The sequence below is a fragment of the Streptomyces sp. NBC_01244 genome, assembly GCF_035987325.1.
Taxonomy (GTDB): domain Bacteria; phylum Actinomycetota; class Actinomycetes; order Streptomycetales; family Streptomycetaceae; genus Streptomyces.
Genome location: NZ_CP108488.1, coordinates 6717436 through 6742284 on the forward strand (window position 1 = coordinate 6717436; position 24849 = coordinate 6742284).

Consider the following 24849-nt stretch of genomic DNA (forward strand, 5'->3'; position numbering starts at 1 on the left):
GACACCGGACCCCGGTAGGGTCTGAAGCAGTCGCCCGCGTTCGCGCAGGGCGACCGCAGATCTGACGAGGAGGCCATTGCCGTAGAGGGAACCGCGAGGACCCACCGGCAATGGCCTTCTTCGTATGTGCACGAGGAGATCTCCATGAATCAGGGCGTGGACACCCACACCGCTTCCGACGACAAGAGCGACCAGGACAAGAAGGGCCGCCGCTTCATGCTGAAGCTGTCGGGCGAGGCCTTCTCCGGTGGCGGAGGACTCGGCGTCGACCCCGACGTAGTCCACGCCATCGCCCGTGAGATCGCCGCGGTGGTCCGCGACGGCGCGGAGATCGCGATCGTGATCGGCGGTGGCAACTTCTTCCGCGGCGCCGAACTCCAGCAGCGCGGCATGGACCGGGCCCGGTCCGACTACATGGGCATGCTCGGCACGGTCATGAACTGCCTCGCCCTCCAGGACTTCCTGGAGAAGGAAGGCATCGACTCCCGCGTCCAGACGGCCATCACCATGGGCCAGGTCGCCGAGCCGTACATCCCGCTGCGCGCCGTGCGCCACCTGGAGAAGGGCCGCGTGGTCATCTTCGGTGCCGGCATGGGCATGCCCTACTTCTCCACCGACACCACGGCCGCCCAGCGCGCCCTGGAGATCGACGCGGAAGCCCTGCTCATGGGCAAGAACGGCGTCGACGGGGTCTACGACTCCGACCCGAAGAAGAACCCGGACGCGGTGAAGTTCGACGCGCTGGAGTACAGCGAGGTGCTGTCGCGCGACCTCAAGGTCGCCGATGCCACGGCCATCACGCTGTGCCGCGACAACAAGCTGCCGATCCTCGTCTTCGAGCTGCTCGCCGAGGGCAATATCGCGCGGGCCGTCAAGGGTGAGAAGATCGGCACGCTCGTGAGCGACCAGGGCACCCGGGCCTGAGCAGGCCCCCCGTCCGCCTGAACCATCCATTTCTGACATGCAGGAGCACGTGGTGACCGAAGAGATCCTCCTCGAGGCCGAGGAGAAGATGGAAAAGGCCGTCGTCGTCGCCAAGGAAGACTTCGCCGCGATTCGCACCGGTCGTGCGCACCCGGCGATGTTCAACAAGATCGTGGCGGAGTACTACGGCGCCATCACGCCCATCAACCAGCTCGCCTCCTTCTCGGTCCCCGAGCCGCGCATGGCGATCGTGACCCCGTTCGACAAGAGCGCCCTGCGCAACATCGAGACGGCCATCCGCGACTCCGACCTGGGCGTCAACCCCAGCAACGACGGCAGCATCATCCGGGTGACCTTCCCCGAGCTGACGCAGGACCGCCGCAAGGAGTACATCAAGGTCGCGCGCACCAAGGCCGAGGACTCCAAGGTGTCGATCCGCGCCATCCGCCGCAAGGCGAAGGACGCCCTCGACAAGCTCGTCAAGGACAAGGAAGCCGGCGAGGACGAGGTGCGCCGCGCCGAGAAGGAGCTCGACGACACCACCGCGAAGTACGTCGCGCAGGTGGACGAGCTCCTGAAGCACAAGGAAGCCGAGCTCCTCGAAGTCTGATGAACGACACTTCCTGGCAGCCGGAGCCGGTTCCGGCGGGTCCCGCCTACGATGCGCTGGTGGGCCCGCACACTCGGCCCATGCCCATCGTGCCCGATGCCGCCGGCCGTGACTTCGACGACCGGGAAGCACGCGATCGGGGGGCCGCCGCTGACGGCGGCCCCCTCTTCCGCGCCGATACGCCGCCGCAGGAGCCCATGCCCAGCCCCCCGCCGACCCCGCCTTCGCCGGCACCGCAGGACGCCTCGCCCCCGCCTCAGAAGAAGCGTGCCGGGCGGGACCTGCGTGCCGCCATAGGGGTCGGAGTGGGACTCGGCGCGGTGATCTTCGCCTCGCTGTTCATCGTCAAGGCGGTCTTCCTCGGCGTCGTCGTCGTGGCGGTCGTCGTCGGCCTGTGGGAGCTCACCTCCCGTCTCCAGGAGAAGAAGGGCATCAAGGCCCCGCTGGTCCCGCTCGCGATCGGCGGTGCGGCGATGGTCATCGCCGGATACTTCCGCGGGGCCGAGGGCGCCTGGGTGGCGATGGCGCTGACCGCCCTCGCGGTCCTGGTCTGGCGGATGACCGAGCCGCCCGAGGACTACCTCAAGGACGTCACCGCCGGAGTCTTCGCGGCGTTCTACGTGCCCTTCCTGGCCACGTTCGTCGCGATGCTGCTCCCCGCCGACGACGGGCCGCAGCGCGTCGTCACCTTCCTGGTCCTGACCGTGGTCAGCGACACCGGGGCCTACGCGGTCGGCTGGCGCTTCGGGAAGACCAAGCTCGCCCCGCGCATCAGCCCCGGAAAGACCCGTGAGGGGCTCTTCGGAGCGGTGGCCTTCGCGATGGGGGCCGGCGCGCTGTGCATGGAGTTCCTGATCGACGGAGGCGTCTGGTGGCAGGGACTGGTGCTCGGCTTCGCCGTCGCGGTCAGTGCCACCCTCGGTGACCTCGGTGAATCCATGATCAAGCGGGATCTCGGGATCAAGGACATGGGCACCCTGCTGCCGGGTCACGGCGGCATCATGGACCGGCTGGACTCCCTGCTTCCCACGGCCCCGGTGGTCTGGCTGCTGCTGGCGGCCTTCGTGGGCACGGGCTGACCTGCGGAAAGGCGCCCGTGCAGGCGGGGCGGTTACTCTTGGAAGGCGCGCTGCTTCTGCGGCGCGCCTTTCGTCTTACAAGGAGTACCTGCCATGGCCCGCCCAGTCCCGGGAGAGCTCACTTTCGTCGCCCCTCGTGGAGCGAAGAAGCCGCCCCGGCACCTCGCCGACCTCACCCCCGAGGAGCGCCGGGAGGCGGTCGCCGCGATCGGCGAGAAGCCCTTCCGGGCCAAGCAGCTCTCCCAGCACTACTTCGCCCGGTACGCGCACGACCCGGCCGAGTGGACCGACATCCCCGCCGCGTCCCGCGAGAAGCTCCAGCAGGAGCTGCTGCCGGACCTGATGAACGTCCTGCGGCACATCTCGTGCGATGACGACACCACCCGCAAGACCCTGTGGAAGCTGCACGACGGCACGCTCGTCGAGTCCGTGCTGATGCGCTACCCGGACCGGGTCACCATGTGCATCTCCTCGCAGGCCGGCTGCGGCATGAACTGCCCGTTCTGCGCCACCGGACAGGCCGGTCTCGACCGCAACCTGTCGACGGCCGAGATCGTGCACCAGATCGTCGACGGCATGCGGGCCCTGCGCGACGGCGAGGTCCCCGGCGGGCCGGCCCGGCTGTCGAACATCGTCTTCATGGGCATGGGCGAGCCGCTCGCCAACTACAACCGCGTGGTCGGCGCCATCCGCCGCCTCACCGACCCGGAGCCCGACGGCCTGGGCCTGTCCCAGCGCGGGATCACCGTCTCCACCGTGGGCCTGGTCCCGGCGATGCACCGCTTCGCCGACGAGGGCTTCAAGTGCCGCCTCGCCGTCTCCCTGCACGCCCCGGACGACGAGCTGCGCGACACCCTGGTCCCCGTGAACACCCGCTGGAACGTCCGCGAGGTGCTCGGCGCGGCCTGGGAGTACGCGGAGAAGTCCGGCCGCCGGATCTCCATCGAGTACGCCCTGATCCGCGACATCAACGACCAGGCCTGGCGCGGCGACCTGCTCGGCAGGCTCCTCAAGGGCAAGCGCGTGCACGTCAACCTGATCCCGCTGAACCCGACTCCGGGCTCGAAGTGGACCGCCTCGCGGCCCGAGGACGAGAAGGCCTTCGTCGAGGCCATCGCCCGCCACGGGGTGCCCGTGACCGTACGCGACACCCGTGGCCAGGAGATCGACGGCGCGTGCGGCCAGCTCGCCGCCTCGGAGCGCTGATTTCGGCCAGTCAAGTTTGCTTTCGGCCGCGGGGTACCCTGTGGCCGAACCAATTTCATATTCCGACAGGGGAGCGCCACAGCGCTGAGAGTGCGGTAACCGTCACCGCAGACCCTCTGAACCTCGCCCCGGTCATTCGGGGTAGGAAGTTCGGTCACCACTCAAGCTGTTGCGCCCTGCCCGGCGTCCGCTCCACAGAGCGCCGGGCGGGGCCGCGTCTTCTCCTGGACATCCCAGGAGGAATGCACCAATGAGCACCACCAAGAAGATGACGGGCATCGCGCTCGTGGCCGCGCTCGGCGTCACCACGCTCAGCGCCTGCGGCGGCGGCGACGCCAAGGACAAGTCCGCCGGGGCGAGCGACGCCCCGAAGCCCAAGACGATCACCCTCGTCTCGCACGACTCCTTCAACGTGACCGACACGGTCCTCAAGGAGTTCGAGCAGCAGAGCGGCTACACCGTCAAGGTCCTGAAGTCGGGCGACGCGGGCGCGGCCCTGAACCAGGAGATCCTCACCAAGGGCTCCCCGCGCGGCGACGTCTTCTTCGGCGTGGACAACACGCTCCTCTCCCGGGCCCTCGACAACGGCATCTTCACGCCGTACGAGGCCAAGGGGCTGGCCGGCGTGAAGCCCGAGTTCGTGCTCGACAAGGAGCACCGGGTCACCCCCGTCGACTCCGGCGACATCTGCGTCAACTACGACAAGGCCTACTTCGCGGACAAGAAGCTCGCCCCGCCGCAGACGCTGGACGACCTGATCAAGCCGGAGTACAAGAACCTGCTGGTCACCGAGAACGCCGCGACCTCCTCGCCCGGCCTCGGCTTCCTCCTCGCCTCCGTCGGCAAGTACGGCGACGAGGGCTGGAAGGACTACTGGAGCAAGCTGAAGGCCAACGGCGTCGAGGTCGTCGACGGCTGGGAGCAGGCCTACAACGAGCGCTTCTCCGGCTCGGCGGGCGGCAAGAAGGCCAAGGGCGACCGGCCGCTGGTCGTCTCCTACGCCTCCAGCCCGCCGGTCGAGGTGCTCTACGGCGAGCCGCAGCCGGCCGAGGCCCCCACGGGCGTCGCCACGGGCACCTGCTTCCGGCAGACCGAGTTCGCGGGCCTGCTCAAGGGCGCGAAGAACGAGGAGGGCGGCAAGGCGCTCCTGGACTTCCTGATCTCCAAGAAGTTCCAGGAGGACATGCCGCTCCAGATGTTCGTGAACCCGGTGACCAAGGACGCGGCGCTGCCCGAGCTGTTCACCAAGCACGGCGTCGTCATCGAGAAGCCCGAGGCGGTCGCCCCGGAGGCCATCGCCAAGAACCGCGACCAGTGGGTCAAGGCGTGGACCACGCTCGTCGTGAAGTAGGACGAGTGAGCAAGGTTCCGAAGGAGAGCGGGCGGGCCACGGCCGTCAGGCTCGGTCTGATGGCCGTGCCGCTCGTCTTCTTCGGGCTGTTCTTCGCGTACCCCGTCGCCGCGATCGTCGGGCGCGGGCTCAAGACCGACGCCGGCTGGCAGTTCGGCCGGATCGGCGAGGTGCTGGCCCGGCCCGACATCGGCGACGTGCTCTGGTTCACCACCTGGCAGGCGCTCGCGTCCACGGCGCTCACGCTCCTGATCGCGCTCCCCGGCGCGTACGTCTTCGCGCGCTTCGAGTTCCCCGGCAAGCAAGTGCTGCGGGCGCTCGTGACGGTGCCGTTCGTCCTGCCGACCGTCGTGGTCGGCACCGCGTTCCTGGCGCTCGTCGGGCGGGGCGGTCTGCTGGACGAGGTGTGGGGGATCCGCCTCGACACGACCGTCTGGGCGATCCTGCTCGCGCACGTCTTCTTCAACTACGCGGTCGTCATCCGCACGGTCGGCGGACTGTGGGCGCAGCTGGACCCGCGCCAGGAGGAGGCCGCCCGGGTGCTGGGGGCCGGGCGGTTCGCCGCATGGCGGCGCGTGACGCTGCCCGCCCTGGTCCCGGCGGTGGCCGCCGCCTCGCTGATGGTGTTCCTGTTCACCTTCTCCTCCTTCGGTGTCGTGCAGATCCTGGGCGGCCCCGCGTACTCCACCCTGGAGGTGGAGGTCTACCGGCAGACCGCGCAGCTCCTGGACCTGCCGACGGCCGCCGTGCTGACGATGGTGCAGTTCGCGGCCATCGGGACGATCCTCGCCGTGCACGCCTGGACCGTGCGCAAGCGGGAGACCGCGCTGCGGCTCGTCGACCCGGGGCGGACCACGCACCGGCCGCGCGGCTGGGCCCAGCGCGCCCTGCTCGGCGGGGTGCTGCTGACGGTGGCGCTGCTGATCGTGGCGCCGCTGGCCGTGCTGGTCGAGCGCTCGCTGGACGCGCCCGGCGGCTACGGCTTCGGCTTCTACCGGGCGCTTCAGGACGTGGGCGCCGGCGGCGGAACGTTTCTGGTGCCGCCGCTGGAGGCCATCTGGAACTCCCTGCAGTACGCGCTCGCCGCCACCGCCATCGCGCTCGTCGTCGGCGGGCTCGCGGCCGCGGCGCTGACCCGGCGCGCGGGCCGTTTCGTACGGGGCTTCGACGCGCTGCTGATGCTCCCGCTGGGGGTGTCCGCCGTGACCGTCGGCTTCGGCTTCCTCATCACCCTCGACGAGCCGCCGCTGGACCTGCGGACCTCGTGGATCCTGGTGCCGCTGGCGCAGGCGCTGGTGGGCGTTCCCTTCGTCGTACGGACCATGCTGCCGGTGCTGCGCGCGGTGGACGCACGGCTGCGGGAGGCCGCCGCCGTGCTCGGCGCCTCGCCGCTGCGGGCCTGGCGGGAGGTGGACCTGCCGATGGTGCGGCGGGCCCTGCTGATCGCGGCGGGCTTCGCCTTCGCCGTGTCCCTCGGGGAGTTCGGGGCGACCGTCTTCATCGCGCGCCCCGACCATCCGACGCTGCCGGTCGCCGTGGCGCGGCTGCTGGGGCGGGCCGGGGAGATGAACTACGGGCAGGCGATGGCCCTGAGCACGATCCTGATGCTGACGTGCGCGGTGTCCCTGCTCCTGCTGGAGCGGCTGCGACCCGACAAGACCTCCGGAGAGTTCTGATGACCCTGCTTCAGCTGGAAGGGGTGTCGGTCCGCTTCGGTGAGCGCGCGGTCGTGGACGCCGTGGACCTGGCGGTGGCCGAGCACGAGATCGTGTGCGTGCTGGGGCCGAGCGGGAGCGGCAAGTCCACTCTGCTCCGGGTGGTGGCCGGGCTCCAGCCCGTCGCCGACGGGAGGGTGCTCCTGGGCGGCGCCGATCAGGCCGCAGTGCCCGTACACCGGCGGGGGGTCGGCCTGATGTTCCAGGACCACCAGCTGTTCCCGCACCGGGACGTGGGCGGGAACGTCGCCTTCGGGCTGCGGATGCGGGGTGCTTCGAAGGAGTCCTCCGAGGCCCGCGTCACCGAGCTCCTGGAGCTGGTCGGGCTCCCCGGGGCGCAGGGCCGGGCGGTGGCCTCGCTGTCCGGCGGAGAGCAGCAGCGGGTCGCGCTGGCGCGGGCGCTGGCGCCTTCGCCGCGGCTGCTGATGCTGGACGAGCCGCTCGGGCAGCTGGACCGCGGGCTGCGGGAGCGGCTCGTGGTGGAGTTGCAGGGGCTGTTCGCACGGCTGGGCACGACCGTGCTGGCCGTCACGCACGACCAGGGCGAGGCGTTCGCGCTGGCCGACCGGGTGGTCGTCATGCGGGACGGGCGGATCGCGCAGGCGGGGACCCCGCTGGAGGTGTGGCAGCGGCCGGCGTCGGAGTTCGTGGCGCGGTTCCTGGGGTTCGAGAACGTCGTCCCGGCGGTGGTGTCGGGTGGGGTCGCCTCCACTCCGTGGGGGAAGGTCGCCGTTCCGGCGGGGGCCGCGGAGGGGGACTGCCAGGTGCTGATCCGGCCGGCAGGGGTTGTGCTGTCGCCTGCGGGGCTGGGCTGCGAGGTGGTGTCGCGGACCTTCCGGGGGACGCATGTCGCGCTGTTGCTTCGGCCCGAGGTGGGGCCGGGGCTCGAGGCGGAGTGTGATCTGGCCGGGGCGCCGGGGGTCGGGGACCGGGTCGCGGTGGGCTTCGCCCCGGCCGAGGTGGTCGTGCTGCCGGGGGAGTAGGCCGCTGCGCGGGGCAAAGTCCCCGCTGCGACCTTTGCCGCTGCGCGGGCGAAGTCCCCGCTGTGACCTTTGCCGCTGCACGGGCGAAGTCCCCTACCCGCCCTTCCACCGTTCCCCGGGCGCTGCCCGGACCCGGGCCTCAAACGCCGGCGGGGCTGGACATGCCACCGGGCTGCGCCCGGACCCCCTGGGGCTCCGCCCCAGACCCCGGTCCTCAAACGCCGGACGGCTGGAAAGCCATCAGCCGACCGGAGTCGGTTCCGGGGCGGGGACGTTGCCGTCGGCGCCCTCGTGGTTGCCGTACCAGGCGACTGCCACCGCGCCGGTTACCGCGAGGACGAAGCCGAGGACCGCCAGCCAGGCCATGCCGGGGCGGGAGGCGTCGCCGAGCCAGAGCACGCCGATCGCGCCGGGGAGCACGGTTTCACCGACCACCAGGGCGGCGGTGGCGCCGTTCACCGAGCCGATCTGGAGTGCCACGGTGTGCAGGTACATGCCGCCGACCCCCGCCAGGACGATGGCGTACAGGGCCGGGTCGGAGAGGAGGGAGGGGAACGAGAACGGCTCCACGCCGTTCAGGATGCGGACCCCGACGCCCAGCGCGCCGAACGCCAGACCCGACAGCAGGCCCGCCAGGATCGCGGCCCGGGCGCCGAGGAAACGTACCGCCAGCGTGCCGCCCACGATGATCAGCACGGTCACCGCCAGCAGCCACCAGTGCGTGGCGGCCGGCGCGTAGTGGCCGCCCTCGTGGCCCGCCGCCGTCGCCAGCAGGACCAGCGCCGCGCAGACGACCCCGATGGAGGTCCATTCCTTGCGGGTCAGCCGGATGCCGAGCATCTTCACGCTCAGCACGGCCGTGATCACCAGGTTGGCGCTGATGACGGTCTGAGAGAGGAAGAGCGGCAGGAGGCGGGCGGCCAGGGCACCCAGGCCGAACCCCACGAAGTCCAGGATCGTGCCGACGATGAACTCCCAGGTCATCGCGGCCTTCGCCGTGGAGGTGAGGTTCGGTCCGCCGTGCTGGGTGACCCCGGCGGCGGCGGGCGACATCCGGGCCGCCCGCCGTGAGCCCACGGCTTGCAGGACGGATCCCGTGCCGTAGCAGATGGACGCCGCGATAGCGGTCAGCAGGCCTATGAGCACCCGAGGGCTCCGTTCACGTCTGGCAGGTTTTACGTAGTGCGTACCTCTTCCAGACGTGGAAAAGGGGAGGGAAGTTGCCTGCCCGGGTCAGATTGCCCGGGGCAGGTTGTTCGGGTCAGCTCATGGCGGCGAGGGCCGCCGGGACCTCGGTCACCGAGTCGACCAGCGCGATCCGGGACTCCATGGCGCGGCCGCGGGCCAGTGCCTGGAGCAACGGCCAGGCGGGCAGCCGTTCGGTCCAGTGGGCGCGGTCGACGAGGATCATCGGGGTCGGCTCGCCCCGCGACTCGTAGTGGTTGGGCGTCGCGTTGTCGAATATCTCTTGGACCGTGCCCGCCGCGCCCGGCAGGAACACCACGCCCGCGTTGGAGCGGGCGAGCAGCCCGTCCTCCCGGGTGGCGTTGGCGAAGTACTTCGCGATGTGCCCGGCGAAGGGGTTCGGCGGCTCGTGTCCGTAGAACCAGGTCGGGATGCCCACCGAGTCGCCTCCCGTGACCGCCGGCCAGCGTTCCCGTACGGCGAAGGCCGCGCGCGCCCAGTCGGAGACGGACGGGGTGAAGGAGGGGGCCTTGGCCAGCATCCGCAGGGCTTCGGGCAGGGCCTCGTCGGGGGCCGGAGCCAGGTACGCGCCGAGGTTGGCCGCCTCCATCGCGCCGGGGCCGCCCCCGGTGGCCACGGTCAGTCCGGAGCGGGTCAGCGTCCGGCCGAGTTCGGCCGCGCCCCGGTACGCGTCGCCGCCGCGGGCCATGGCGTGGCCGCCCATCACCCCGACCACGCGGGCGCCTTCGAGGTGTTCGTCGAGGGCGTCGGAGATGGCGTCGTCGTGGATGGAGCGCAGCATCGAGGCGTAGATGTCGCCGTCCGCCTTGGTCTCCTGGAACCAGGCGTAGGCCTCGGCGTCCGGGGTGGCCTCGTAGCCCGCGGACAGCCCGCTGAAGAGCTCCTCGGCCGTGTAGAGCAGGCCCCGGTAGGGATTGAACGGGAGGTCGGGGATGGGCGGGAAGACCAGGGCGCCGTCCGCGCGCACCTTGACCGAGGCGTCCGGTTCCATCGCGCAGCCCAGGAAGACGGCGGCCGAGGTGTCGGCGGAGAGCAGGGCGAAGGTCCGCTCCAGCAGGTTGACCGACTGGATCCGGTACCCGCTGAGCGAGCCGCGTGCGACGACCCGGTCGAATTCGGCGAGGGTCTCGATCTCGGTCGCGGTCTCGGTGTGTGGGTTGACCATTCGGCCCACCCTAAGGGCTGCCCGCCTCAGCGGGTCAATGCCAGTGACGTCAGCTGTGACACACCCCAGCTGAGCGGCAGGCACACCGCCACCAGCGCGGTGACCCGTACGGTCGCGGCCGTACGGAGGACCTTGCCCGGGGCGCCGAGCCCGGTCAGGGTCTCGCGGGTGGCGGCCCGGGCCTGGCGGACTTCGACCGCGGAGGTGAGCAGGGTGGCGGCCGCGCACAGCGCCACCAGGGCGGCGGCGGGCGCGGTCAGCGGGCCGAGCGGGACCTGGAGCCCGCCGTGATCGCGCAGGGCCACGGCGCTGAGGGCGCCGGCCCCGACGGCGCACAGGACGCCGAGGGGTGCGCCCAGACGGGGGGCCTCCTCCTGGAGGGCGCGCCCGGCCAGCAGCCGGAGCGCGCCGGGGCGGACGGCCTGGACGAGCGCTCCGCAGGCGTAGGCCAGGCCCGGACCGGCGAGGGCGAGTCCGAGCGCGGTCAGCGCCCAGCCCGTCGGCAGGCCGGCTCCGCCCGGGCCGGAGTAGGCCAGCGCGGCGAGTCCGCAGGCGGTGAGGGCGATGCCCCAGGGCAGTGCGGTCTGCGGCGCGGGCCGGGGGTGCGGGCGCAGGGCGAGGGCGGTGGCGATCGAGGCGGCCAGCGGGAGCAGGGCCAGCAGGGTGAGGGCGGCGGCCACGGGCAGGGGCTGGTCGGCGTGGAGCAGCTCGGCTCCGGCTCCGTCGAAGGGCAGCCCGGTCACCTCCCCGCGCAGGTGAAGGAAGACGGCCAGGGCCACGGCGCTGCCGAGGGTGCATGCCACGGCGGTGGAGATCGTCGCGACCAGGGTGAGCCGTACGGGTCCCAGCCCGGCGGCGTCCAGCCCCTCCAGGGGCCGGGTCGCGGGGTCGGTACGGGCCACGGCGACGGCGAACTGGACGGTGACGGCGAGGGGGACCAGGGCCCACAGCAGCTGAGGGAACGATCCGGCGGGCCGGGCCGTGGCCTGCGCGAGCACGTACAGCAGCAGGAAGCCGCTGCCGGCCGAGGCGGCTGCGACGAGCAGCCGGCGCAACTGGACCAGCGGCCGGGAGCCGCGGGCTAGGCGGAGAGCGAGCACGCGGCCTGGTCCTCCGGGGGCTGGGGGAAGGAGGTGGGGGAGAGCCCGGCCGCGGCCGCCGCTGCGGCGGGGCGGCCGTCGAGCAGGGAGAAGTGCCGGTCGGCGACGGCCGCGGTCTCCTCCTCGTGGGTGGCCAGCAGCACGGTGATGCCGTGGGAGCGGGCGGCCGTGGTGAGGGTGCGCAGCAGCAGGGAGCGCTCGGCGCGGTGCAGCGGGGCCGTGGGCTCGTCGGCGAAGATCACGGCGGGCAGGTGCGCGAGGGCGCGGGCCAGGGCGACGCGCTGGGACTCGGCCCGGTTGAGGGCGCCGGGGTGCTTGCGGGCGAAGGCGCCGATGTCGAGGCGGTCGAGCCATTCGCAGGCGGTCCGCTTGGCCGTGCGGTGGGGCACGCCCGCGATCAGCAGCGGCAGGGCGGCGTTCTCCCAGACCCGCAGCTCGGGCAGCAGTTGCGGCTCGGGGCCGATCCAGCCGAAGCGGTCGCGGCGCAGCCGCTCGCGGGCCAGGGTCCCCATCGTGTGCACGGGGACGCTGTTGAACCAGACCTCGCCCTGCTCGGGTCGCAGCTGTCCGGACAGGCAGCGCAGCAGTGTGCTCTTGCCGCTGCCCCGGGGGCCGGTCACGGCGAGGATCTCTCCCGCGCGGACGCCGACCGAGACCCCGATGAGGCCCGGCGAGCCGCTGTGGGAGTAGTGAAGGGACCGTGCCCAGAGCAGATCGTCCTGGGGCGGGGCATTGTCCGGCCGGTCGTTGTCCGGCGGAGCGTCGTCCCGTGGAGCCACCATGGCGTACACCTCCGTCCGGGGGAACGAAGCGGAGCCCGCTTGGTCACTGGCGCCGCAATGAGATGTAAAGAGATGAACGTCTTGGATGGTGACAGCACACGGCCCGGACCCCCGCGTTCTCACTCGAACGGGGGATCCGGGCCGTGTGGTCCGGCAGTTTGCCGCCTGCGGGACGGTCGGAGGACGCCGGCTGGTTAGAGCTTGGTCCAGGCCTCGGTGAGCACGCGGCGCAGGATGCCCTCGATCTCGTCGAAGGTGCCCTGGTCGGCGGTCAGCGGCGGGGCCAGCTGGATGACCGGGTCGCCACGGTCGTCGGCGCGGCAGTACAGGCCGTTCTCGAAGAGAGCCTTGGAGAGGAAGCCGTAGAGCACGCGCTCCGTCTCCTCGTCCGTGAAGGACTCCTTGGTGACCTTGTCCTTGACGAGCTCGATGCCGTAGAAGTAGCCGTTGCCGCGGACGTCGCCGACGATCGGCAGGTCGTGCAGCTTCTCGAGCGTCGAGCGGAAGGCGTCCTCGTTGTCCAGCACGTGCTGGTTGAGGCCTTCCTTGTCGAAGATGTCGAGGTTGGCGAGCGCCACCGCGGAGGACACGGGGTGTCCGCCGAAGGTGTAGCCGTGCAGGAAGGTGTTGTCACCCTTGTAGAACGGCTCGGCGAGGCGGTCCGAGATGATGCAGGCACCGATCGGGGAGTAGCCCGAGGTCATGCCCTTCGCGCAGGTGATCATGTCCGGGATGTAGTCGAACTTGTCACAGGCGAACATCGTGCCCAGACGGCCGAACGCGCAGATCGTCTCGTCGGAGACGAGCAGGACGTCGTACTCGTCGCAGATCTCGCGGACGCGCTGGAAGTAGCCGGGCGGCGGCGGGAAGCAGCCACCGGCGTTCTGCACCGGCTCCAGGAAGACGGCGGCGACGGTGTCGGCGCCCTCGAACAGGATCTCCTGCTCGATCTGGTCGGCGCACCAGCGGCCGTAGGCCTCGGGGTCGTCGCCGTAGATCGGGGCGCGGTAGATGTTGGTGTTGACCACCTTGTGCGCGCCGGGGACCAGCGGCTCGAAGGGGGCCTTGAGGGCCGGCAGTCCGGTGATGGACAGGGCGCCCTGCGGGGTGCCGTGGTAGGCGACCGCACGCGAGATGACCTTGTACTTGGTGTGCTTGCCCTGCAGCTTGAAGTACTGCTTGGCGAGCTTCCAGGCGGTCTCGACGGCCTCGCCGCCACCGGTGGTGAAGAAGACCTTGTTCAGGTCGCCCGGGGCGTAGTGCGCGAGGCGCTCGGCGAGCTCGACGGCCTTGGGGTGCGCGTACGACCAGATGGGGAAGAACGCGAGTTCCTGCGCCTGCTTGTAGGCGACCTCGGCCAGTTCCTTGCGGCCGTGACCGGCGTTGACGACGAACAGGCCGGCGAGGCCGTCGAGGTAGCGCTTGCCCTTGTCGTCGAAGATGTAGGTGCCCTCGCCGCGCACGATGGTGGGTACGGGCGAGTTCTCGTACGACGACATGCGGGTGAAGTGCATCCACAGGTGGTCGTAGGCGGTCTTGGAGAGGTCCTGGCTCACGGCTATCGCGTTCCCCACATGTAGGTCTGCTTCTTCAGCTTCAGGTAAACGAAGCTTTCGGTTGATCGCACGCCGGGGAGCGCGCGGATCTTCTTGTTGATCGTTTCGAGCAAGTGGTCGTCGTCCTCGCAGACGATTTCGACCATCAGGTCGAACGAGCCCGCGGTCATCACCACGTACTCGCACTCGGCCATGGCGGTCAGTGCGTCGGCCACGGGGTCGAGGTCTCCCTCGACGTTGATGCCGACCATCGCCTGGCGCCGCAGCCCCACGGTGAGCGGGTCCGTGACGGCGACGATCTGCATGACGCCCTGGTCGAGAAGCTTCTGTACTCGCTGGCGCACCGCCGCTTCGGACAGGCCGACGGCCTTGCCGATCGCTGCGTAGGGACGGCGACCGTCCTCTTGCAGTTGCTCGATGATCGCCAGGGACACAGCATCGACCGAAGGGGACGGTTGTCTGTTCCTGGAATCTGCGCTTCGACTGACCACGCCCTCACTGTGCACGAGGAGTCGTCTGTTCCGCAAGGCGAGAACGATGTAATTCGTTGTTTCGGGAGTCAGATCTCACTGATTCCGTAGTTCGTGATGTGTGGGCCTGTCGAAAACGGCGTCTGAGAGGCTAGGCTGGGTAGCTGTCTCAACCATTGGACATGTGATCACAGGAGTGTGGCTGTAGTGACCACCGAACTGCGTCGTCTGCGCAACTACATCGGCGGGGAGTTCAAGGACGCCGCCGACGGGCGGACCACCGAGGTGGTCAACCCCGCCACGGGCGAGGCGTACGCGACCGCTCCCCTCTCCGGCCAGGCGGACGTGGACGCCGCCATGGCCGCGGCCGCGGCCGCCTTCCCGGCGTGGCGGGACGCGACCCCCTCCGAGCGCCAGAAGGCCCTGCTGAAGATCGCGGACGCCTTCGAGGCCCGCGCGGACGAGCTGGTCGCCACCGAATCGGAGAACACCGGCAAGCCGCTCGGCCTCACGGCCAGCGAGGAGCTGCCGCCGATGGTGGACCAGATCCGCTTCTTCGCGGGCGCCGCGCGCCTGCTGGAGGGCCGCTCGGCCGGCGAGTACATGGAGGGCATGACCTCCATCGTCCGCCGCGAGCCGGTCGGCGTCTGCGCCCAGGTCGCGCCGTGGAACTACCCGATGATGATGGCCGTCTGGAAGTTCGCCCCGGCCATCGCCGCGGGCAACACCGTGGTCCTCAAGCCCTCGGACACCACCCCGGCCTCCACCATCCTGATGGCCGAGATCATCGGTTCGATCCTGCCCAAGGGCGTCTTCAACGTCGTCTGCGGCGACCGCGAGACCGGCCGGGCCATGGTCGAGCACTCCACCCCGGCGATGGCCTCCATCACCGGCTCGGTGCGCGCGGGCATGCAGGTCGCCGAGAGCGCCTCCAAGGACGTCAAGCGCGTCCACCTGGAGCTCGGTGGCAAGGCCCCCGTCGTGGTCTTCGAGGACGCCGACATCGCCAAGGCCGCCGAGGACATCGCCGTCGCGGGCTTCTTCAACGCCGGCCAGGACTGCACCGCGGCCTGCCGCGTACTGGTCCACGAGTCGATCCACGACGAGTTCGTCGCGGCGCTGGCCAAGAACGCGGCCGACACCAAGACCGGACAGCCGGACGACGAGGACGTGCTCTACGGCCCGCTGAACAACCCGAACCAGCTGAAGCAGGTCGCGGGCTTCATCGAGCGCCTTCCCGCCCACGCCAAGGTCGAGGCGGGCGGCCACCAGGTCGGCGAGAAGGGCTACTTCTACGCCCCGACCGTGGTCTCCGGCCTCAAGCAGGACGACGAGATCATCCAGAACGAGGTCTTCGGCCCCGTCATCACGGTCCAGTCCTTCACGGACGAGGACCAGGCCCTGACGTACGCGAACGACGTCGAGTTCGCCCTCGCCTCGTCCGTGTGGACCAAGGACCACGGCCGCGCGATGCGGATGTCCAAGAACCTCGACTTCGGCTGCGTGTGGATCAACACCCACATCCCGCTCGTCGCCGAGATGCCCCACGGCGGATACAAGAAGTCCGGCTACGGCAAGGACCTCTCCGCCTACGGCTTCGAGGACTACACGCGCATCAAGCACGTCATGACCTCGCTCGACGGCTGACCTCGCCCGACGGCTGACCGACTGCCGGGCGGCCGGCCGGCCGCCGCATCGATCAGGGCACAGCCTTGAAGGGGCGGGTAGTAGACAACATGTCTATTGCCCGCCCTTTGGCGTTCCACCAGGCTCTTCCCATGCCTGAACTCGCCTTCTCCCGCCGCGCGGCGCTGCGCGGCCTCGGTGCCGCGGGGCTGCTGGCCGCCCTTCCCGGCTGTGGTGTCCCCGCCGCGTACGTTCCCGAGGGCCGACGGGAGGGGCAGGACCATTCCGGGAGCGACCGGAGCGTCTCCTTCTCCAACTGGCCCCTCTACATCGACACCGACGAAGAGGACGAGAGCAGGCGTCCGACGCTGGACGCCTTCACGGAGAAGACCGGCATCGAGGTCCGGTACACCGAGGAGATCAACGACAACGACGAGTTCTTCGGCAAGATCAGCCCGTCGCTGATGAACCGCCAGCAGACCGGGCACGACCTGGTCGTGGTCAGCGACTGGATGGCCGCCCGCTTCGTCCGCCTGGGCTGGGCCCAGAAGATGGACCGCTCGGCGCAGGCCAACGTGGCCAAGCACCTGGACCCGCAGCTGCGCTCCCCGGCCTTCGACGAGGGCCGGCTGCACACCGTCCCCTGGCAGTCGGGGATCACCGGCATCGCCTACAACCGCAAGGCGCTCGGCCGGGAGATCAAGTCCGTCAAGGACCTGTGGCACCCGGACCTGGCCGGCAAGGTCACGCTCTTCTCGGGCCTCGACGAGTCCTTCTCCCTGCTGATGCAGGGCAACGGCGTCGACGTGACCAAGTGGACCGAATCCGACTTCCACCGGGTGTGCGACCAGGTGGAGAGCCTGGTGAAGAAGAAGCACATCCGCCGCTTCACCGGCAACGACTACACCTCCGATCTCGGCAAGGGCGACGTACTGGCCTGCCAGGCCTACTCCGGAGACGTGATCCAGCTCCAGGCCGACAACCCCGACATCGAGTTCGTGGTTCCCGAAGAGGGCGGAGAGCTCTGGGCGGAGAGCCTGCTCGTCCCCAACCTCGCCCGCCACAAGGCCAACGCGGAAGCCCTGATCGACTTCTACTACGACCCGGAGGTGGCCGCGCTGCTCGCCGCCTACGTCAACTACGTCTGCCCGGTCCCGGCCGCCCGCGAGGTCCTGGCCGCCTCCGACGACCAGGAGACCGCCGAACTGGCCGAGAACCCGCTGATCTTCCCGGACGAGGACATGCGCAAGCGGCTCGTCGTCGCCCGCGACATCTCCGCGGTGGAGCGCTCGCCCTTCGCCAAGCGCTGGAACGCCATCGTCGGTCTGTGAGAGCCGGGAGGCGGGGCGTGATCTCGGTCCGGCCACAGAACTGAACATGTTCAGCAATTCTGCTGAACATGTTCAGAAACATGCGTAGGCTTCCTTCCATGAGCGAGAGAAGCGCCCTTCAGCGGCGGATCCGTGCCTGGCTTGCCCTGTTCCTCGTCTGCCTCGTGCTGAGCGGACTCACCGCCTTCCCCCTGGTGAGCGAACTCCACTGGGCCAATGCGCTGGTGGACAACGCATGGCTGCGCCGGGTCGGCGACGGCCTCGAGCGGGCGGACTCCGAGTACCCCTTCCTCCTCTACGGCACGGACTGGCTCGCCTTCGCCCACCTGGTGATCGCGGTGTTCTTCTACGGGGTCCACCGCGACCCCGTCCGCAACGTCTGGATCGTCGAGGCCGGCATGATCGCCTGCGCCGGCATCGTTCCGCTGGCCCTGATCTGCGGGCCCATCCGGGGCATCCCGGTCTGGTGGTCGCTGATCGACATCTCGTTCGGCGTCTTCGGAGTGATCCCGCTGCTGATCCTGCGGCGCATGATCAAGCGGCTGGAGGCCATGCCCTCCCCGGGCGAAGGCGGCCGGCACCACGGCGAGGGCGCCTTGCCCCGGGCCCGTACTACCGGCCGAGCGCGGCCCGTACGGCTGTCAGCGCGTCCACCCGGTTCGTCGTGATCGAGTCCACCCCGGCCCTGACCAGCGCGCGCATCGCGCGCTTCGTGTCCGGGGTCCAGGCCGACACCAGCAGGCCGTCCCGGTGCAGGGCGTCCACCAGCTCCGGGCCGACCAGCCCGAAGCGGTAGTTGAGCCAGGTCGGCGCCACGGCGTCGATCAGCACCCGGCGCGGGGGAGCCAGGGTGGTCCAGGTGAGCGCGATCTCGGCGCCCGGATCGGCGGCGCGCACCGCCAGCATGGTGGCCGGACCCGCGCAGTAGTACGTACGGTCACGGGCGCCGCACTCGCGGACCTGGCCGACGACGGTCCGTACGGTCTCGGGAGTCGCACCCGGCAGGTCGACCATGACCCGGCCCGCACCGGCGGCCATCAGGGCGTCGCGCAGGGTCGGGATCCCGCCGTCCGTGAGCTCCCGCAGCTGCGGGGCCGTGACGTCTTGGAGCCGTACGCCATGGCCCCACAGCCGCTGGAGATCCTCGTCGTGGAGCAGTACGGGCACCCCGTCGCGGGTCATCCGCACGTCGATCTCCACCGCGTCCGCCCCCCGGTCGAAGGCGGAGCGGATCGAGGGCAGGGTGTTCTCGCGGACGCGGTAGGGATCCCCGCGGTGGCCTACGGCAGTCAGGGTGCGCATGCACCCATTCTGCGCAAGCGTCAGGAAGCCAGCCAGGCGGCGGTGTACGTGTCGATCTCGGCCGTGAGCCTCGCCTTGCCGGCCGGGTCCAGGAAGGAGGCCTCGACGGCGTTCTTCGCGAGCTGGGCGAGACCGCGCTCGTCCAGGTCCAGCAGACGGGCGGCCACCGCGTACTCGTTGTTGAGGTCGGAGCCGAACATCGGCGGGTCGTCGCTGTTGATGGTGACGAGCACGCCGGCCGCCACCATCTCCTTGACGGGGTGCTCGTCGAGGGTGGCGACGGCGCGGGTGGCGATGTTGGAGGTGGGGCAGACCTCCAGCGCGATGCGGTGCTCGGCGAGGTAGGCGAGCAGCTCCGGGTCCCGGGTGGCGCTGGTTCCGTGGCCGATGCGCTCGGCGCCCAGCTCGCGGATCGCGTCCCAGATGGTCTCCGGGCCGGTGGTCTCGCCGGCGTGCGGCACGCTGTGCAGTCCGGCGGCGCGGGCGGCGTCGAAGTACGGCTTGAACTGCGGGCGCGGCACCCCGACCTCCGGGCCGCCCAGGCCGAAGGAGACCAGGCCCTCGGGGCGCAGGTCCAGGGCGAGGCGGGCGGTCTCCGCGGCGGCTTCCTCGCCGGCTTCGCCGGGGATGTCGAAGCACCAGCGCAGGATCACGCCGAGCTCGGCCTCGGCGGCCTTGCGTGCGTCCTCGATGGCCTCCATGAAGGCCTTCTCGTCGATCCCGCGGCGGGTGGAGGAGTACGGGGTGATGGTGAGTTCGGCGTACCGGATGTTCTGCCGGGCCATGTCGCGGGCGATCTCGAAGGTGAGGTGGCGCACGTCGTCGGGGGTGCGGACCAGGTCGACGACGGAGAGGTAGACCTCGATGAAGTGCGCGAAGTCGGTGAAGGTGAAGTAGTCGGCGATGGCCTCGGGGTCCGTGGGGACCTTGGAGTCGGGGTGCCGGGAGGCGAGTTCGGCCACGATGCGGGGAGAGGCCGAGCCGACGTGGTGGACGTGCAGTTCGGCCTTGGGCAGCCCCGCGATGAAGGGGTGCAGGTCGGACATGAGGGTGCCTCCGAGGGACGCGGTGCGGATGGAACGGCCTTCATCGTAGGCAGGACCCGCACCGCCGAAGGGGCTTGTCGCAGGGAGCGCTTAGCATGACCGTACGAGAGGGGGGCGCCTTATGACCGATCAGAGCCCCGAGTCGCGAGACCCCTGGGCGCCGCCGGAGCAGCCCGCGGTCGATCTGGGTAAACAGCGGGGCGGGCCGGGGGCGCCGGGGGTGCACGACCAGCAGACCGTCACCGGGATGCCGGGGGCGGGCGGCCCTCAGGGCGGCCCTCAGGGCGGCCACCCGGGTGGTTACACGGGCGGATACCCGGGCGCGCCGCTGCCGGGTCAGACGCTGCCGGGTCAGACGCCGCCGGCCGGGACCGGGCCGATATCCGCCGGGGCGCCCGCGCCCCAGCCGGGGCAGACGCCCGCCTACGGGTACCCGGCCGAGCCGGATCCCGCGGGGTACGGATACCCCACCGCGCAGCAGCCGTTCCAGCAGCAGCCCGGATACCAGGGCCACCCCGGTTACGCGGGCTACCCCGGATACCCGGGCGGCGGGTATCCGGGGCACCCGGCGTACCCGTCCAGGAGCAACGGCTTCGGGATCACCGCGCTCGTGCTCGGCATCCTCTCGGTCGTCACCTGTTACCTCGGCCTCCTGTTCGGCGTTCCGGCCATCATCTTCGGCGTGCTGGGCCGCGGCAAGGCCAAGCGCGGCGAGGCCGACAACGGGGGCCTGGCGCTGGCCGGCATCATCACCGGCGCGGTGGGCATCGTGACCAGCTGCGTGTTGATCGCGCTCGTCATCTTCGCCGTCATCTACGGGGACAGCGGCTCCGACTCCGACTCGGACTACTTCTCTCCGTACGAGAACACCCAGGTCCTCCACCGGGGTTGAGCCGCGCCCGGCAGGTACGACGCAGGGCCGGGCGGGGACGTGTAACGCCCCTGCCCGGCCCCGTGCCGTGCTGCACCGTGCCGTGCCGTCAGGCGGCCTTGTCCGCCTGCCCGGTCTCCCAGGGCCACCTGGCGTCCAGGCCGTCCTCGATCAGGGACACCATGCGGAAGGCCGCGTCGGTGAGCCCGCCGAAGGTGTGCCGGTTCGCGGACCCGGAGGGCGCGTGGCCGACCCGGTATCCGGCCAGGTTCCAGGTGTAGACCGGGACCGTGTCCGGCACCAGGGCCGTCGGATCGCCGCCGTAGGAGTACGTGGCCTGCTCGTCGGTGACGATCAGGACCCGGTCGTGCCCGGCGTAGTGCGCGGCCACGGCCTTGGCCGTGTAGGTGCCGCCGAGGTCCTCGAACCGCTCCAGCACCTTCAGCACCGACTCTCCCCGCCGGTAGTCGACGGCCTTGCTGGTGGATCCGAACTGCACCAGGTCCGCGTCTTCGGCGCGCAGCGCCAGCGCCGTCCCGAAGACGGCCGCCGCGTCGGCGCGGTTGAGCTGCGAGCGGTCCGACAGCGGTGACCACATCGACCCCGACCGGTCCACGAGGACCAGCGTCCGCCCGGGCAGCGCCGGTACGTGGGCCAGGGAGTGGCCCAGCGCCCGCTCCAGCGGGTACGCCCAGCGCAGCGACGGCGCGTGCTGGTGAGCGGCCAGATAGCGGAAGGGGAACTGCCGGGCCCGGGCGACGGTCTCCGGGTCGGAGATCTTCGCCGCGACCCGCTCGGCCACCGCGTCCGACACCCCGGCCCCGTCGAAGTTGCGCAGGTTGCGCAGCAGCGCCATCGCGCCCATGGACGGGATGACCGCCTCCCAGGCGGCCGCGTCCATCGGCCCCTGCAGCCAGCCCGCCAGCGCCTCCCAGGTCATGCCCGCCGCGGCGAGCCGCTCGGCTCCGTCCGCCGCGGTGACCACCGCCCGGCGCTCGGCCACGGGCAGCTCCATCAGGGCCCGGTGCGCGAGCAGGGTGCGGTTGCCCGGCGGGACCTCGGCGGTCTCCGGGTTGTGCCGGCGGTCGAGGGCGTGCCGGAACAGCTCGCCCTGCCAGGGCTTGGCGGGGTCGGGGGAGGCGTGCACCAGGTTCAGGACGTCGCCGAAGCGGTATCCCCGGGAAGCGGTGTCGTACTTCAGCAGCGAGGTGCCGGAGTAGAGGCGGCGCACGGCGTCGGCGATCCCGCGCTTGACGGGCTTGGGGACGTTCCGCCCGTAGGCGGCCGTCCAGTAGGCGAGCAGCTCGCCGGGCTCGTCCGCGCGCAGCAGTACGGAGTCCACGACCTGCCGGTTCGAGGGCCCCCCGGTCGCTCCGGCGTCGAGCCGTGCCTTGACGTACTCGGCGGCTCCGACGAGCGAGGCCGTCCGCATGTTGCCGTCGCGCCGCAGCCAGCCGAGCAGGCCCGCGGTCCACTCGGGATCCTCCACGGCAAGGGTGCGCACGAGCGCGCCGAACCGGTCGTCGCGGGCCCCGCCGGACTCGTAAGCGGTCTGCTGCGTCACGAAGTTGGCGACGGCGAGCAGGAACAGCTCGGAGCGCGCGTCGCGGACGAAGCCGGCGCTGCCGTGCGCGTTGGCGGCGCGGCGGCCGGTCGAGCGGACCGGAGAGGCGGGTGCGGTGGACGCGGCGGATGCGGTGGGCGCCGCTTTGGAGCGGAGCAGGTTGAAACGAGCCATGAGAATCCCCCCGAATTCAGTGGAAAGCGGGGGAGGCGTGACGTGCGGAATGCCCGAGATCGAAGTCGGCGACGGACTGTGTCGACTGCTCTATCCGACTGAGCTACCGGCCGGAGCCGGGCGGGACTCGAACCCGCGACCCGTTGATCCGGAAGTAACCGTTGCCTGCGCACCGGGCACTCCGCACGTGTGCCTCCCGAGGAAGAAGTGGCCGCGGCGTCATTTCGTGGAGGAAGTAGCCGTGGCCGGCGCACCGGGAGGTGCGAACGTAGGTGTCCAGAGATCGAGGTCGGCGAAACCACGTGGTGCTCTACCAACTGAGCTACACCGGCCCGAAGCCGGTGACGGGACTCGAACCCGCGGCCGCCCCATTAACAGTGGAAGTAGGTCTCACCTGCGCACCTGGACAAGGAACACGCTAGACGTCCGGCCGGGCCCGCGCGATCGATTAACGCGGCACTACAGCTCCGCCCGCAGCCGCTCGCGCGCCTCCATGAGCGCGAAGCCCAGCAGGTTCAGGCCGCGCCAGCGCGCCGGGTCCAGCGCCCGCTCGTCGTCGGCGGCGAGCCCGATGCCCCAGATCCGGTCCATCGGGCTGGCCTCCACCAGGACCCGCTTCCCGGTCGACAGCAGGTACGAGGTCAGTGCCGGGTCGGAGCCGAACTTGTGCACGCTGCCCTCCACCACCAGCGCGAACCGTTCCCGCTTCCACACGGTGTCGTCGAAGCCGCGCACCAGCCGCCCGGCCGCCTTCGCCGCCGCCGGACTCTTCGCCTCCAGGGCCGCGCGCTCCGCCTCGGCGTCCTCGAACAGGCGAGCCTTTCCGGCCATCATCCAGTGCTCGGCGGTCGCGTACCGCACGTCACCCACGGTGAACTCGGACGGCCACCACTGACTGAGGCAGCTCGGCCCGAGCGTTCCGTCGGGCCTCGGACGGTGTCCCCAGAACGGCAGGAACTTCAGCCTTTCACCCCGGCTGACCTGCCCGATCAGTTCCTCGATCTTCTCCATGCATGCGAGTCTCGCAGGAGCACCGGACACTTCGTACGGGATTTCGGGCGCGCCTCGACACATGGTCGACCGATTCCGTCGCGTAATCAAAAGGCAACAACGGAATCACTTGGCCGAGGGGTGTACCTCTGCCAGGATCGGCACTCAATTCGAGCTGTAGCTCGAACTGTAGCTACGGAGAGCGTGAGAGCGTGATGGGCAACCGCTTCCAGGTCAAGGTCCAGGTCAAGGACCGATTCGCCGAAGGCGCGCAGTACATCGACGGGCAGCTGCGGCCCGGCACCTCGGGTCGGTCACACACCGTGGTCGACCCCGCCACGGGCGAGGAGGTGCTCACCTACGAGCTGGCCTCCACCGCCGACGTGGACGCCGCCGTCGCCGCCGCCAAGCGGGCCTTCCCCGGCTGGTCGGGGGCCACCCCCGGGGAGCGCTCCGACGCGCTGCACCGGCTGGCCGGCGTGCTGGCCGAGCGGGCGGAGGAGTTCGCGTACGCGGAGTCCCTGCAGTGCGGCAAGCCGGTCAAGCTGTCGACGGAGTTCGACGTGCCGGGGACCATCGACAACACCGCCTTCTTCGCGGGCGCCGCGCGTCACCTCCAGGGGCAGGCCGCCGGCGAGTACTCCGGGGACCACACCTCTTACGTGCGCCGCGAGGCGATCGGCGTCGTGGGTTCCATCGCGCCGTGGAACTATCCGCTGCAGATGGCCGCCTGGAAGATCCTTCCGGCGATCGCCGCGGGCAACACCATCGTCCTCAAGCCCGCCGAGCTCACCCCGCTGACCTCCCTGATGTTCGCCCAGGCGGCCAAGGAGGCGGGCCTGCCCGACGGCGTGGTCAACATCGTCACCGGCGCCGGCCGGGACGCGGGCGAGCACCTGGTCGGCCACCCGGACGTGGTCATGACCTCCTTCACCGGGTCCACCGCCGTCGGCAAGCGGGTCGCCGAGATCGCCACCGCCACCGTCAAGCGGCTCCACCTGGAGCTCGGCGGCAAGGCCCCCTTCCTCGTCTTCGACGACGCCGATCTGGAGGCCGCCGCCAACGGCGCCGTCGCCGCCTCCCTGATCAACACCGGCCAGGACTGCACGGCCGCCACCCGCGCCTACGTCCAGCGCCCCCTCCACGACGCCTTCGTCGCCCGGGTGGCCGAGCTGATGGAGACCGTCCGCGTCGGCGACCCCTTCGACCCGTCGACCGACCTCGGGCCGCTGGTCTCGCACGCCCACCGCGACCGGGTCGCCGGGTTCGTCGAGCGCGCCCGCGCGTACGCCACCGTCGTCACCGGCGGTGAGATCCCCGCGGGAGAGCTCGCGGACGGCGCGTACTACCGGCCCACGCTGATCTCCGGCGCCGCCCAGGACAGCGAGGTGGTCCAGTCCGAGATCTTCGGGCCGGTCCTGGTCGTCCTGCCCTTCGACACCGACGACGAGGGCATCGCGCTGGCCAACGACACCCCGTACGGTCTCGCCGCCTCCGCCTGGAGCCGGGACGTGTACCGGGCGAACCGCGCCACCCGGGAGATCCAGGCGGGCTGCGTCTGGGTCAACGACCACATCCCGATCATCAGCGAGATGCCGCACGGGGGCTACAAGGCCAGTGGCTTCGGAAAGGACATGAGCACGTACTCCTTCGAGGAGTACACGCAGGTCAAGCACGTGATGTACGACAACACCGCGGTGGCGGCGAAGGACTGGCACCGCACGATCTTCGGGGACAGAACCTAACACTTCGCGGCTCCCGCCGCGGGGCAGTTGCCGCCCGACCAGCGGCCCGCACC

The 24849-nt window shown here is 70.7% G+C and carries 22 protein-coding genes and 1 tRNA gene; 12 read left to right on the top strand and 11 right to left on the bottom strand.

Annotated features, from left to right (window positions below):
- Positions 1–144 precede the first annotated feature (144 nt).
- The 7 genes from pyrH to OG247_RS30380 all read left to right on the top strand — a co-directional run bounded on the left by pyrH (position 145) and on the right by OG247_RS30380 (position 7868).
- Positions 145–924, top strand: coding sequence for a UMP kinase (pyrH, locus tag OG247_RS30350; RefSeq protein ID WP_243337648.1), 780 nt, complete (start codon positions 145–147; stop codon positions 922–924).
- 52 nt (positions 925–976) lie between these two features.
- Positions 977–1534: a ribosome recycling factor gene (gene frr, locus OG247_RS30355; RefSeq protein WP_112453867.1), complete on the top strand. Its 558-nt coding sequence runs from the start codon at positions 977–979 to the stop codon at positions 1532–1534.
- Positions 1534–2613, top strand: a complete 1080-nt coding sequence (locus OG247_RS30360; RefSeq protein ID WP_327255164.1) for a phosphatidate cytidylyltransferase — start codon at positions 1534–1536, stop codon at positions 2611–2613. The genes frr and OG247_RS30360 overlap by 1 nt, the downstream gene beginning before the upstream one ends.
- A 93-nt stretch (positions 2614–2706) precedes the next feature.
- Entirely contained in the window at positions 2707–3819 is a 1113-nt protein-coding gene (gene rlmN, locus OG247_RS30365; protein WP_327255165.1) for a 23S rRNA (adenine(2503)-C(2))-methyltransferase RlmN, read from the top strand.
- A gap of 250 nt (positions 3820–4069) precedes the next feature.
- Positions 4070–5170, top strand: coding sequence for a thiamine ABC transporter substrate-binding protein (locus OG247_RS30370; protein WP_327255166.1), 1101 nt, complete (start codon positions 4070–4072; stop codon positions 5168–5170).
- Between the two features lie 59 nt (positions 5171–5229).
- Positions 5230–6846 (top strand): ABC transporter permease, encoded by a 1617-nt coding sequence (locus OG247_RS30375; protein WP_327257694.1) that lies wholly within the window; start codon positions 5230–5232, stop codon positions 6844–6846.
- Positions 6846–7868 (top strand): ABC transporter ATP-binding protein, encoded by a 1023-nt coding sequence (locus OG247_RS30380; protein ID WP_327255167.1) that lies wholly within the window; start codon positions 6846–6848, stop codon positions 7866–7868. Before OG247_RS30375 ends, OG247_RS30380 begins: the two co-directional genes overlap by 1 nt.
- Before the next feature lie 240 nt (positions 7869–8108).
- Here the strand turns inward: OG247_RS30380 and OG247_RS30385 are convergent, their stop codons facing one another.
- The 6 genes from OG247_RS30385 to OG247_RS30410 all read right to left on the bottom strand — a co-directional run bounded on the left by OG247_RS30385 (position 8109) and on the right by OG247_RS30410 (position 14183).
- Entirely contained in the window at positions 8109–9014 is a 906-nt protein-coding gene (locus OG247_RS30385) for a hypothetical protein (protein WP_327255168.1), read from the bottom strand.
- Positions 9015–9129: 115 nt separating this feature from the next.
- Positions 9130–10239 carry an LOG family protein gene (locus OG247_RS30390; protein ID WP_327255169.1) on the bottom strand — a complete coding sequence of 370 codons (1110 nt, stop codon included), beginning with the start codon at positions 10237–10239 and terminating at the stop codon, positions 9130–9132.
- A 26-nt stretch (positions 10240–10265) separates the two neighbouring features.
- Positions 10266–11339, bottom strand: coding sequence for a hypothetical protein (locus OG247_RS30395; protein ID WP_327255170.1), 1074 nt, complete (start codon positions 11337–11339; stop codon positions 10266–10268).
- A complete protein-coding gene (locus OG247_RS30400; protein WP_327255171.1) occupies positions 11321–12121 on the bottom strand; it encodes an ABC transporter ATP-binding protein in 801 nt (266 codons plus the stop codon). Before OG247_RS30400 ends, OG247_RS30395 begins: the two co-directional genes overlap by 19 nt.
- A gap of 194 nt (positions 12122–12315) precedes the next feature.
- Positions 12316–13695: an aspartate aminotransferase family protein gene (locus tag OG247_RS30405; protein ID WP_250743863.1), complete on the bottom strand. Its 1380-nt coding sequence runs from the start codon at positions 13693–13695 to the stop codon at positions 12316–12318.
- Positions 13680–14183, bottom strand: coding sequence for an Lrp/AsnC family transcriptional regulator (locus OG247_RS30410; protein WP_214937061.1), 504 nt, complete (start codon positions 14181–14183; stop codon positions 13680–13682). Before OG247_RS30410 ends, OG247_RS30405 begins: the two co-directional genes overlap by 16 nt.
- 171 nt (positions 14184–14354) lie before the next feature.
- On the opposite strand from OG247_RS30410, the gene OG247_RS30415 reads away from it, so the two are divergent.
- The 3 genes from OG247_RS30415 to OG247_RS30425 all read left to right on the top strand — a co-directional run bounded on the left by OG247_RS30415 (position 14355) and on the right by OG247_RS30425 (position 17772).
- On the top strand, positions 14355–15794 hold the full coding sequence (locus tag OG247_RS30415) for a gamma-aminobutyraldehyde dehydrogenase (protein WP_327255172.1): 1440 nt from the start codon (positions 14355–14357) through the stop codon (positions 15792–15794).
- A 131-nt stretch (positions 15795–15925) separates the two neighbouring features.
- Positions 15926–17104, top strand: a complete 1179-nt coding sequence (locus OG247_RS30420; protein ID WP_327255173.1) for a polyamine ABC transporter substrate-binding protein — start codon at positions 15926–15928, stop codon at positions 17102–17104.
- Between the two features lie 98 nt (positions 17105–17202).
- Entirely contained in the window at positions 17203–17772 is a 570-nt protein-coding gene (locus OG247_RS30425; RefSeq protein ID WP_327255174.1) for a hypothetical protein, read from the top strand.
- On the opposite strand, the gene OG247_RS30430 is transcribed toward OG247_RS30425, so the two are convergent.
- A complete protein-coding gene (locus tag OG247_RS30430) occupies positions 17717–18406 on the bottom strand; it encodes a glycerophosphodiester phosphodiesterase (RefSeq protein ID WP_327255175.1) in 690 nt (229 codons plus the stop codon). The two genes, OG247_RS30425 and OG247_RS30430, sit on opposite strands and share 56 nt — an antisense overlap.
- 20 nt (positions 18407–18426) lie before the next feature.
- Complete coding sequence (locus tag OG247_RS30435) at positions 18427–19452, bottom strand: adenosine deaminase (protein WP_327255176.1); 1026 nt, start codon at positions 19450–19452, stop codon at positions 18427–18429.
- Positions 19453–19573: 121 nt separating this feature from the next.
- On the opposite strand from OG247_RS30435, the gene OG247_RS30440 reads away from it, so the two are divergent.
- Complete coding sequence (locus OG247_RS30440; RefSeq protein WP_327255177.1) at positions 19574–20344, top strand: DUF4190 domain-containing protein; 771 nt, start codon at positions 19574–19576, stop codon at positions 20342–20344.
- An 88-nt stretch (positions 20345–20432) separates the two neighbouring features.
- Here OG247_RS30440 and OG247_RS30445 read toward each other — a convergent pair whose 3' ends face one another.
- From OG247_RS30445 to OG247_RS30455, 3 genes are all read right to left on the bottom strand, one after another.
- On the bottom strand, positions 20433–22061 hold the full coding sequence (locus OG247_RS30445; protein ID WP_327255178.1) for a TROVE domain-containing protein: 1629 nt from the start codon (positions 22059–22061) through the stop codon (positions 20433–20435).
- Between the two features lie 336 nt (positions 22062–22397).
- Positions 22398–22459 (bottom strand) — tRNA-Ser (locus OG247_RS30450).
- A 61-nt stretch (positions 22460–22520) separates the two neighbouring features.
- Positions 22521–23072 carry an NADAR family protein gene (locus OG247_RS30455; protein WP_327255179.1) on the bottom strand — a complete coding sequence of 184 codons (552 nt, stop codon included), beginning with the start codon at positions 23070–23072 and terminating at the stop codon, positions 22521–22523.
- A 194-nt stretch (positions 23073–23266) separates the two neighbouring features.
- Between OG247_RS30455 and OG247_RS30460 the strand changes: the two genes are divergently transcribed.
- Positions 23267–24796, top strand: a complete 1530-nt coding sequence (locus OG247_RS30460; RefSeq protein WP_327257695.1) for a gamma-aminobutyraldehyde dehydrogenase — start codon at positions 23267–23269, stop codon at positions 24794–24796.
- The last annotated feature ends 53 nt before the right edge of the window (positions 24797–24849 follow it).